General features: G+C 63.9%; 6 protein-coding genes. 2 read left to right on the top strand and 4 right to left on the bottom strand.

Annotated features, from left to right (window positions below; all coding sequences use genetic code 11):
- The first annotated feature begins 9 nt into the window (after positions 1-9).
- Positions 10-1,122 carry an NAD(P)/FAD-dependent oxidoreductase gene (locus tag AC3EMP_RS06505; RefSeq protein ID WP_352710244.1) on the top strand — a complete coding sequence of 371 codons (1,113 nt, stop codon included), beginning with the start codon at positions 10-12 and terminating at the stop codon, positions 1,120-1,122.
- A gap of 72 nt (positions 1,123-1,194) precedes the next feature.
- Positions 1,195-3,249 (top strand): ABC transporter ATP-binding protein/permease, encoded by a 2,055-nt coding sequence (locus tag AC3EMP_RS06500; protein WP_352710242.1) that lies wholly within the window; start codon positions 1,195-1,197, stop codon positions 3,247-3,249.
- A 72-nt stretch (positions 3,250-3,321) separates the two neighbouring features.
- Here AC3EMP_RS06500 and AC3EMP_RS06495 read toward each other — a convergent pair whose 3' ends face one another.
- The 4 genes from AC3EMP_RS06495 to AC3EMP_RS06480 form a co-directional block, all read right to left on the bottom strand.
- Positions 3,322-4,833, bottom strand: coding sequence for a malonate--CoA ligase (locus AC3EMP_RS06495; RefSeq protein ID WP_352710240.1), 1,512 nt, complete (start codon positions 4,831-4,833; stop codon positions 3,322-3,324).
- 275 nt (positions 4,834-5,108) lie between these two features.
- Positions 5,109-5,846: a GntR family transcriptional regulator gene (locus AC3EMP_RS06490; RefSeq protein WP_023668851.1), complete on the bottom strand. Its 738-nt coding sequence runs from the start codon at positions 5,844-5,846 to the stop codon at positions 5,109-5,111.
- A gap of 494 nt (positions 5,847-6,340) precedes the next feature.
- A complete protein-coding gene (gene rpe, locus AC3EMP_RS06485; RefSeq protein WP_023729671.1) occupies positions 6,341-7,018 on the bottom strand; it encodes a ribulose-phosphate 3-epimerase in 678 nt (225 codons plus the stop codon).
- Positions 7,019-7,322: 304 nt separating this feature from the next.
- Positions 7,323-11,195: a DUF7929 domain-containing protein gene (locus AC3EMP_RS06480; RefSeq protein ID WP_023725897.1), complete on the bottom strand. Its 3,873-nt coding sequence runs from the start codon at positions 11,193-11,195 to the stop codon at positions 7,323-7,325.

Raw genomic sequence — 11,195 nt, 5'->3', positions numbered from 1 at the left:
AGTCCACTTATGCATGATGTCGACTGCGTTGTCGCCGGAGCCGGTGTTGTCGGCCTCGCCATTGCCCGCGCGCTGGCGCTGTCGAGCCGCGAGGTGCTGGTGGTCGAGAAGGCCGCAGCCATCGGCACCGGCACCAGTTCGCGCAATTCGGAAGTCATCCATGCCGGGCTTCATTATACGCCGGGCAGCCTGAAGGCCCGTCTCTGCGTCAACGGCCGCGAGCGTCTCTATGCCTATTGCCGCGAGCACGACGTCGCCCATCATCGCACCGGCAAACTGATCGTTGCCGTCGAACCCGACCAGTTGGACAAACTGCAGGCGATCCAGATCAACGCGGCGCAATGCGGAGTCGGTGACCTCAAGCTTTTGACGCGCGCAGAGGCCGAAAGCCTGGAACCGGCGCTGAGCTGCGCCGGCGCGCTGCTGTCGCCGTCAACCGGCATCGTCGACAGCCAGGCGCTGATGCTGTCATTGCGTGGAGACGCGGAAGCGGCCGGCGCATCTTTCGCCTTGCTCACCGTTGTCTCAGGCGCGAGCATCGAAGCCGACGGCATCCGGATCGACACGCGCGACGCCGATGGCGAGGGTTTCACCTTGAAGACCGGCGCCTTCATCAACGCCGCCGGCCTCGACGCGCAGGCGCTCGCCGGCCGCATCGAAGGCCTCCCGCAAGACCGTGTTCCGCCGCTGTGGCTGGCGCGCGGCAATTATTTCGCGCTTTCCGGCCGCTCGCCCTTTTCGCGGCTGATCTATCCGGTGCCGGTCCATGGCGGCCTCGGCGTGCATCTGACCCTCGACATGTCGGGGAGCGCGCGCTTTGGCCCGGATGTCGAATGGATCGATCGCGTCGACTATACCGTCGATCCCGCACGAGGCGCTGCCTTCTACGACGAAATCAGGCGCTACTGGTCCGGCCTGGCGGACGGCGCCCTGCAACCGGCCTATGCCGGCGTCAGGCCGAAACTGTCCGGTCCGGGCCAGCCGCCCGCCGACTTCGTCATCCAGGGACCGGCTGACCACGGGGGCGGTCAGATCGTCAATCTGTTCGGCATCGAGAGCCCTGGCCTTACCGCCAGCCTCGCCATGGCAGAGCATGTCGTTGGGCTTTTATATCCGCAATGACGGACGTTTCCTGAAACGTCGGGCAGGCGCATACCATGAAACCTTTTGATATGGAGGTCGTTGTCGGGGCATATGTCCGAGGCAAAACCCAAATCGGAACCGACCGACGGTGTCGGAGCGCGCGATGCCACGAAGTCGCGCCGGGAAAAGCCGTCACGGCAAACGCGCGGAGATGGACCGCGCAAGGACACGCCGCGCGAGAAAAAAGCATCGACAGTGGAAGCCGCCTCCGAGCCCGTTGGCGAGGCTGCGCCGCCGCCGGATGCCGTCGAACCCGATCCCAAGCTGACGCCTGAGCAGGCCGAGCAGGCGCGCAAGAAATATCTGCTGCGGCGTTTCTGGATCAGCGGGCGCGGCTATTGGGGGAGGCATGGCGACAAGCTCGCCTGGCCTTTGACGATCGGAGTGCTGCTGCTGATCTGCATCAACATCGGTTTCCAGTATGGCATCAATGTCTGGAACCGCTCGATGTTCGATGCCCTCGAGCAGCGCAACGCCCGCACGGTCTATCTCCTCAGCGCCGTATTCGTGCCGCTGGTGATCTGCAGCGGCAGCCTTGTCGTCGCGCAGGTCTACCTGCGCATGACGATCCAGCGCCGCTGGCGTTCCTGGCTGACCACCGGGGTGGTCGCGCGCTGGCTGGCAAACGGCCGCTACTACCAGCTGAACCTCGTGGGCGGCGACCACCAGAACCCCGAGGCCCGCATGACCGAGGACCTGCGCATCGCCACCGAGTCGCCGGTCGATTTCACCGCCGGCGTCCTCAACGCGTTCCTGTCGGCCTCGACCTTTATCGTCGTGCTGTGGACCATCGGCGGCGCGCTCACCCTGCCGATCGGCGGCGAGAGCATCACCATTCCCGGCTTTCTGGTCATCACCGCGATCATCTATGCCGCCATCACCTCGACCTCGATGGTGGTCATCGGCCGCGATTTCGTCCAGCTCTCCGAGCGGAAGAACCAGGCGGAGGCCGAACTGCGCTACACGCTGACGCGCGTGCGCGAAAACGGCGAGAGCATCGCCTTGCTGGGAGGCGAGGACGAGGAGCGCAGCGGCATCGACAGAAATTTCGGCCACGTGCTGAGGCAATGGGCTCTGCTGACCGGACAGCACATGCGCACGGCGGCGGTGTCGCAGGGATCGAGCCTGTTTGCGCCGGTCGTGCCGATCCTTTTGTGCGCGCCAAAATTCCTCGAAGGCTCGATGACGCTTGGCGAGGTGATGCAGGCGGCGTCTGCCTTTGGCATCGTGCAAGGCGCGTTCGGCTGGCTGGTCGACAACTATCCGCGCCTCGCCGACTGGAACGCCTCCGCGCGGCGCATTGCCTCGCTGATGATGTCGCTCGACGGGCTCGAGCGCGCCGAGCAGAGCGATGCGCTCGGACGCATCAACCGGGGCGAAGCGGAAGACGGCGCCATCCTCAGCCTCGACAATCTTTCCGTGACACTCGACGACGGCACCTCCGTGGTCAAGGAAACCGAGGTCGTGATCGAGCCGGGCGAGCGGGTGCTGGTTTCAGGCGAATCCGGTTCAGGCAAGTCGACGCTGGTGCGGGCCGTCGCGGGCCTGTGGCCATGGGGCGGCGGCAGCGTCAATTTCCACACCGACAGGCGCCTGTTCATGCTGCCGCAACGCCCCTACATCCCTTCCGGAACGCTTCGCCGCGCGGTCGCCTATCCCGCGGCGGCGGACAAGTGGACCATCAAGCAAATCAAGGCTGCCCTCGACAAGGTGGGGCTTGGCTATCTCACCGGCAGGATCAAGGAAGAGGCGCCATGGGACCAGACGCTGTCGGGCGGCGAAAAGCAACGCCTCGCCTTCGCGCGCCTGCTGCTGCATCGCCCCGATATCGTGGTGCTGGATGAAGCGACTTCGGCGCTCGACGAGAAGAGCCAGGACACGATGATGTTGACGGTGATCCGCGAACTGCCTGACGTCACCATCATCAGCGTGGCGCATCGTGCGGAGCTCGAAGCCTTCCACAGCCGCAAGATCACCCTGGAGCGGCGGGAGGGCGGCGCCAAGCTCGTCAGCGACGTCGACCTCATCCCGCGCAAGCGCAAACGCAGCCTGCTGAACCGCGCTTTGTGGGGTTCCAGCACTCGGGTGAAAAAGCCGCGCAGGTAAAAGGCGCCACTGCCGAACCGCGAACAGATGTCCAGGCGAAGCGCTTGGGCAAAGACATTAGCCGGCTATGGATTAGCCGTAGAGACCCTTGTAGGTCTCGCGCAGCAGGTTCTTCTGCACCTTGCCCATCGTGTTGCGCGGCAGCTCATCGACGAAGATCACCTGCTTCGGGTGCTTGTATTTGGCCAGCTGGCCGGCAATGGCGCCAACGATCTCGGCCCCGGTGATCTGCGATGCCGGCGCCCGCACCACGACAGCGGTGACGCCTTCGCCGAAATCGGGATGGGCAATTCCGATGACGGCACTTTCCAAGACGCCGGCAACGGCGTCGATCTCGCTCTCGATCTCCTTGGGATAGATGTTGTAGCCGCCGGAGATAATGAGATCCTTGCCGCGGCCGACGATGTGGACGTAGCCGTCCGCGTCGATGATGCCGAGGTCGCCGGTGATGAAGAAGCCGTCCTTGCGAAACTCCGCCTTGGTTTTTTCCGGCATGCGCCAATAGCCGGAAAAGACATTCGGACCTTTGACCTCGATCATGCCGACTTCACCCTGGCCAAGCGCATCGCCGCTGTCAGGGTCGGCGATGCGCAGCGAAACGCCGGGCAGCGGGAAACCGACCGTGCCGGCCCGACGCTCGCCCTCATAGGGGTTCGACGTGTTCATATTGGTCTCGGTCATGCCGTAGCGCTCGAGAATGTCGTGGCCGGTGCGCTCGCGCCAGGCCTTGTGCGTTTCGGCGAGCAGCGGCGCCGAGCCGGAAACGAACAGGCGGATGTTCTTCGCCGCCTGGACATCCAGCCCGTCCTGCTGCAGGAGCCTTGTATAGAAGGTCGGCACGCCCATCAGCACTGTCGCGCGCGGCAAGAGCGAGACGATGCGGGCGCCGTCGAACTTCTGCTCGAACAGCATCGAGGCGCCGGCCATCAGGGTGACGTTGGTGGCGACGAACAGGCCATGCGTGTGGAAGATCGGCAGGGCATGGATCAGCACGTCATCCCCGGTGAAACGCCATTGCTCGACCAGCACGCGCGCATTGGAGGCCAGGTTTTCGTGGCTGAGCATGGCGCCCTTGGAGCGTCCGGTGGTGCCCGATGTGTAAAGGATTGCGGCCAGATCGTCCGGCCCGCGCGCCACGGCGTCGAAATCCGTGGGCTGTTGTGCCGCCAGTTCGGTCAGCGAGCCCTCACCATTGCTGCCAAGCGTGAAGGTGGCAGCACCCGACGCCTGCGCCAACGGCGCGATAGCGCCGGCGCGGGCCGGGTCGCAGACGACCAGCCGCGGCTCGGCATCACCGAAGAAATAGCCGAGTTCGGCCAGCGTGTAGGCGGTGTTGAGCGGCAGGAAGACCGCGCCGGCGCGCAGGCAGGCGAGGTAAAGGAAAATGCATTCGGGGCTTTTTTCGACCTGCACGGCAACGCGGTCGCCCGGCTCGACGCCGAAATGCCTCAGCGCATGTGCCAGCTGTGCCGATTGCGCCAGCATGTCGCCATAGGCGATCGCGCGTCCGTCATCGGTCGCCATCAGGATGCGCTCGGAGGCTGAAATCCGGCTGCGGAACGCGTCGAACAGGTGATTGGTCATGCGCCTTCCCTAGAGCATGATGCCGAAAAGTGTGAAGCGGTTTTCGGAGGACATCATGCTCTACCCTTTGATTTAGAGCCGGATGATTCCAGGTCGATTCGGCCTGAAATTCATCCGGCTCTAGCGCATGGCCTTGGAACAAAGGAAACGATTTCGCCTCCGTCCGGCAAAAACGTGAAATCGGGTTTGCCGCCGATCAGATGAAGGCAAGCGGACTTGGATAACGGGCGATTTTGGATAGCGGGCGGATTTTGGATAGCGGACCGGAAGCGCTTCTATCTGCGACTGCGCAGCGCCTTGGTGGCGCTCACGCGTGGATCGCCGCTGTCGTTGAAGCGCTCCATGCACATGGCTGCCGTCAGACGGTAGTGGCTGAGGAGGGCTTCAACGGCGCCATCGGCATCGCCATCCACCGTGCGCTCCGCAATCAGCCGATGTTCACTGATTTCGTCGCGCTCGCTGCCGTCCTGGGAGATCAGCCGGTAGCGGGAGGCCTGATCCGAAAGCTGGTCGCAAAAGCCGGTCAGCCAATGCGAGCGGCAGCCTGCGATCAGTGCCCGATGGAAGGCGCGGTGCAGCTTTTCCCATTCCGGATTGTTCGAGGACGGATCCTCCGGCAAGCGGCGCGGGGCACGCGCCAGGCGATGCAAGGCCAGCACGAGCTGCTCTTCCCATTCGCCGGTGCGGTTGGCAATGGATTCACGCAGGGCCCGCTCTTCCAGCCAGCAGCGAGTGCGCGTCAATTCCTCAAGTTCCGGGGCACTGACCGGCATGATGAAGAAACCGCGCTGGTCGTGGCGGCCGAGCAGGCCTTCCGAAGCAAGTCGGTTGAGGGCCTCGCGAACCGGTGAGGCGCCGGCGCCGTAACGGGAAACCACCCATTCGACACGAAGCTTGCTTTCACTTTCAAACACGCCGCGCAGGAGATCGTCGCGAAGCTGTTGATAGACCGTACTAGCGAGTGTGCTCTTGGGTCCCGCGCCTTCGCTCACATCGGCAGATCCGTAGGTCAATATGACTCCTGTAGCTCTCCCAAGCTCCGCTAGCCCGTTCGCGAAGCAAACGATTTCCCGTGTGAATCTACTGTAGCTCCTAAGGCATCCGCCCCTCAAGCGAAAGATCACGATATTCGACTTAAAGAGGAAGGTTGACCGCATCTTATCCGCCGGAAGTAACTAAAATCGTGAAAAACTTGTTCTTCTGAAGAAAGTTTGTCTCCCAGCATGGCAGGTGCCCTCGAGAAACAGCTTCGAGATCCCGAATACGGATAATTTTGTCTTAACGCGCGTCATGCCGCCGGATTGACCTCTCCCCGCATGCAGATCCCTTCGGCAGTTATCCACTAGGTTTATGGGCCAAAACTAGTGCCGGATGCCGCGATCCTGTCGCGTGCCGCGATGCCCTTGCGGCTGCCACCCGTTGACGGCTTCTTGGGAGATCGAAGGATCAGGCAGGGAGATCAGGCCGAGGAGAACCGACCAGCCGGGAACTTGCCCTGGAACTGATGTCAGCCGGCAGCCCGGTCGGCCGCGGTTCGGATGGCTTCTATATTGGCCCGGTAGGCTTCGACGCTGCCGCCCTTGAAGATGGCGGCGCCTGCCACCAGCACATCGGCGCCGGCTGATGTGACAAGGGGGGCAGTTTCCGGCGACACGCCGCCGTCGATCTCGATGCGAATCGGCCGGTTTCCGATCAGCGCTTTCACCCGCTTGACCTTGTCGACCATGGCCGGGATGAAGGCCTGCCCGCCGAAACCCGGATTGACGGTCATGATCAGGATCAGGTCAAGCCGGTCGAGCACATATTCGATCGCACTTTCCGGCGTCGCCGGATTGAGCGATACGCCGGCCTTCTTGCCGAGACCCTTGATGGTCTGAAGCGAGCGGTCGAGATGCGGTCCGGCCTCGGCATGCACGGTCATGCCGTCGCAGCCGGCATCGGCAAAGGCGGCCAGATAAGGATCGGCCGGCGCAATCATCAAATGGCAGTCGAAAAAGGCCTTGGTGCGGTTGCGGATGGCCTTGATCACCGGCGGGCCGAAGGTGATGTTGGGCACGAAATGCCCGTCCATCACGTCGAGATGGATCCAGTCGGCGCCGGCCGCCGTCACCGCCTCGACCTCGTCGCCGAGCTTCGAGAAATTCGACGCCAGCACCGATGGCGCGATCAGGGTCTTCCTGCTCATGATGCGGCCCCTTTGGGCGCCCTGTTTGCGGGCGCGGCCTTGACGACTGCTAGAGCAATTCCAAGAAAAGTGGGAACGGCTTTCCGTCCGGAATTGCGTGAAAACAAAGAGATAGAGCGGTTCGGCTTTTCCACCAAACGATGAACTGCTCTAGACCATGATCCCGGAAAGGGAAAGTCGGTATTTGCTGCGCCCGGCAGCGGGTTCGGCGAATACCTGGCCGCCCGATCGCCGCAGCGCGCCCAAGGAAAAACCCCGCCGGATCGCTCCGGCGGGGTTCTGAATTTTGACTCGTATCCAGATCCTACGGCTTGAAGTTGGCCGCCGGATCCCTTTGCGGCTGTACCTGCGTCTGCGGCGTGCGCTTCGGTATGAACTGCTGAAGGACACCTGGATTGAGCAACAGGGTCGGATCGAGCGACGGCTGCTGCCGGATCGCCCTGCAGTTCGGGAACCGACCAACCGTGCCTTCGGGGCAGCGCCGCTTGATGATCGGCACGCACTGGCCGCCGACCATCTGCGAGCCCGGGGCGCAGTCTCCCACCTGCGGCCTCGGCTTGCGGCATGCGCCGTCGATCACCTGGGTGCCGCGCGGGCAAACACACTCGCCGCGCTTGTTGTGCACCTGGCCGCGTATGTCGCACTGTTCCAGCACAGGCTTCTTCTGCCGGCAGGCATTGCCTTGCACCTCGGTACCCCGCGGGCAGACACAATTGCCGTTGGCGTCGTGGACCTGGCCGCGGATCGAGCACTGCTCGGGCTTCGGCCGGATCGGCCGGCAGACCTTGCCCCTGACTTCTGTGCCGTCCGGGCAGACGCAATCGCCATTGGCGTTTTGGATCTGACCACGGATCGAGCATTGTTCAGGCTTTGGCCGGATCGGCCGGCAGGCTCCATTGCGCACCTCTGTCCCACGCGGGCAGACACAATCGCCATCGGCATCATGAACCTGGCCGCGTATGCCGCACTCCTCGGGCTTCTGCTTGTCGCGCACGCAGGCATTTGCCTGTCGGTCGAGATGCGTACCTTCCGGGCAGTAGCAGCCATTGCCGTCCGACGTCGGGACCGAACCGGGGATGGCGCAGCCAGGCTTGTCGGTCTTGACGCAAGCGCCGTTCTCAAGCTCGGTTCCGCGCGGGCAGACACAGCGTCCATCCTCGGTGCGAATCTGGCCCTTGAGCAGCACGCAGGGCCTCGGATCCTTCGGCTGGATGATGACGCCGCCGTCGGGCGAGCACTGGCCGTTGCGGAACGTCGTGCCTTCCGGACACACGCACCGGCCGGCATCGTTCATGACGAAGCCTGGCGAGCATTCCTTCTTCACCTCGCGCTTGATGGTGAACGGATGGCAGGCATAGGCCTTGCCGCGATCGCCCTGGACGTTGGTCAGGTCGCCGGGCAGTACGTCGCCGCCGCCTTGCACCCTGGTGTCGGGAGACAAGACGCCGACGCAGTTCTGGCCGCTGACGTTGCCCCGCAGATTGACCAGGGGAGCGTCGGGAAGGACCACGGTGACCTTGTGCACATGGCTTTCCCCGGCGCCGAGCGTCAGGTTGGCAATGCAGGTCAACGGCAAGGTCGTCGGTTCGGGCGAGCAGCCAAAGGGCGGTTCGATCGAGGTGATCGCGACGCCTTGCAGCCGCCCCAGCCCGTCCACCCCGATCGCATCGCCGATGCGGACCGGACCGGAGAAGGCGGTCTGGCCATCATTGGTGATGGTGATCTCGAACGAGCAGGGTTGCCCCGGCTGGCACTCGGCATCGCCGGTCTTCTTGACGCTGATGGTGGACGTGCCGCCGCCCTTGGCGCAGGCCTGGCCGATCGGGTAGACGACGTCGTCTCCAGGGGCCGGGCCGTATGAGCCGCGTGCGCAGTTCTCGAACGCGCCATTGGCCAAGACCGTCACGTCGAAGTGCCTGGAGGTCCCGGGCGTCATCGCGGCGCCGGGTATCTGGCATGACAGCGCATTGGCCGGAACCGCTCCGCAGGCCCATTCCGCACCGTCGGGTGTGACGGTCTGGATCTGGACCGGCGCGCCACCCGATATCAGCGTGGCAGCATCGTTGACCCGCACCGGACCGGTGGGGGCAGAGGTGCCAAGGCTGATGACGGTGATGCGGCAGGAAACCACCGCCGCACCGGCGAGCGAGCCATTGCAGACCTTGGTGATGCGTAGGGTCGGCTTGCCGCCATTGGGATGACGGAAGCGTTCCTTGGCGCAGGCCTTGTTGTTGGTGAGGTCGACCTCACCGGGGACGGGCTTCAGCGCCGCGCAGTTCTCGACCGAATCCGACTGGTAGCCGGCCGGCATGACCGCCTTGACGACGATCGGCGTCGAGGCGCCCGGCATCAGCACGATGCCTGCATTGTCGCAGCGGAACTGGCCGGGACCGTTCGGTCCGCATGTCCAGGGCGGAGACGGGCCGAAGGTCGAAGAGGCCGGCGCGCCGCCCGGGTAATTGTCGATAACCGTCAGCGGCCCATTATAGGGGACGCTGCCATTGTTGATGATGTCGATCACGAAGTAGCAGATGCCGTCGGGCGTGCAGACCGGGATGCGGGCACGCTTCTTCAGGATCAGGTCGACCTTCTTGTCGACCGGGGGCCAGCAATCGCGGTCGCGGTCGCCACGCCGGCAGATCGGGATCGAGGCACAGCCGCGATCGTTCTGCTGGCTGCCGAACAGCGGCTTGCCGCTGGCGCCGTAGTTATAGGTGGCGCAGTTGCGCAGTGCGCTGCCTTGCCAGCCGCCCGCCGGCTTGAAGCCAAGCTTGAGGTCGACGGAAGCGCCCGGACTGAGCGTAGTCACCGGATAGGTGCACGTCATCGGGGTCACGCCGGGCACGCAGACCCAGGGCGGATTAGGCCCCGAATCCAGCGTCGAGCCGGCCGGCAGCGTCACCTCGTCGAGCACGATCTTGCCGTGATACGGCCCGTCGCCGACATTGGTGACCCGGATGGTGAAGTCGCAGCCGCCGCCCATCGTGCAACGCGTCACATCGGCGCGTTTCTCGACCTTGAGGTCCGGTTCCTTGTCCTTGGGCGGACATCTCAGGTCACGCGGGATGATGATGTCGATGGTCTGCGTGCAGCACAGGCCCCAACCCTCCTTCGGGCCGGCATAAGTCTCGATGCCGGTGACGATGAGGTGGATGACGTCGCCGGGCGATGCGCCGACGATCTTCCAGTTCAGCACACCGCCGCCCGCCGGCACCAATTGCGTGTCGGGGATGATGATGATGCCTGGGGTCGTCGTCGATACCTGCACCCATTTGCCGCCCATCTCCGGGCCGACAGGCATGTGGTAGATGAACGCGCCGCCGCCTTGCACGCAATCGACCGTGCCGCGCTCCACCTTGAAACATTCCCGGTCGGGAGGCGGAGGCCGCTTGTCACAGTTGGTGAGGTCGATCTTGATCGAGGTCTTGGCCCCGGTCTTGTAGTAGCCGTCGTCGGGCTTGCCCGGATCCTGCGACGGGATGATGGCCCCCGTGCCGACGCCCGGCGTCACCTTGATCATGCCCTGGTTGTCGACGATGGTCGGCGAAGGAAACGCCGCATGGTCGATCTTGGCGGTGATCTTGAAATTGATGACGCGTTCATTGCCAGCCCCAGCGCCGTCGAGATCGGTGGCGGAAATCCGGAAATCGGAAACCATTGCCGTATCGTTCGGATTAGCCGAGGTGCTGATTGTCGCACCCGGCAGCGGTCCGCCAGACGCATCCGTGCCGTCGCCGGACACGTTGACGTTGACGATCGCAAGACCGTGCGGAAGCTGATCCTTGAAGTCGAGTTGGAGTTTCTTCAGCCTGGCCGAAAAGCTTGGGTCGGCAAAGCCTTGCGGGTCGCCGCGCAGGCCAAAGCTCAGAGAGTAGACGACGTAGTCGCAGCTCCTCTGTGTGCCTGTTTTGGTGAAGAACGGCACGATCCGTTCCGGCCTCGGATTGACGATTTTTGAATTGTCGAGGTCGAGCCGCAGTTCCGGAGTGATCGGGACTGCATCTTCGGCGTGGCTTGCCACAGGGGTGAACATGGCGACCGCGATACCGGCCGCCATCAGCCAGCGCGCGCCGCGCCTGGCATATGACAGGGGTTTCATGATGGTCTCCATGACGGTTGGCTGCTTGCCGGTGGATTGACTGCTCTTCGCGGTCGGGGAAAGTGCGAGATTTTTCAT

This window comes from Mesorhizobium sp. P160219 (assembly GCF_057786095.1).
Note: the sequence above shows the minus strand (reverse complement) of the source record. Positions and strands in the feature narration are given on the sequence as shown.

Bases quoted from the DNA above. Each gene is read 5' to 3' on its own strand.
- AC3EMP_RS06505 (WP_352710244.1), top strand. From the start codon at position 10: ATGCATGATGTCGACTGCGTTGTCGCCGGAGCCGGTGTTGTCGGCCTC.
- AC3EMP_RS06500 (WP_352710242.1), top strand. From the start codon at position 1,195: ATGTCCGAGGCAAAACCCAAATCGGAACCGACCGACGGTGTCGGAGCG.
- AC3EMP_RS06495 (WP_352710240.1), bottom strand. From the start codon at position 4,833: ATGACCAATCACCTGTTCGACGCGTTCCGCAGCCGGATTTCAGCCTCC.
- rpe (WP_023729671.1), bottom strand. From the start codon at position 7,018: ATGAGCAGGAAGACCCTGATCGCGCCATCGGTGCTGGCGTCGAATTTC.
- AC3EMP_RS06480 (WP_023725897.1), bottom strand. From the start codon at position 11,195: ATGAAAAATCTCGCACTTTCCCCGACCGCGAAGAGCAGTCAATCCACC.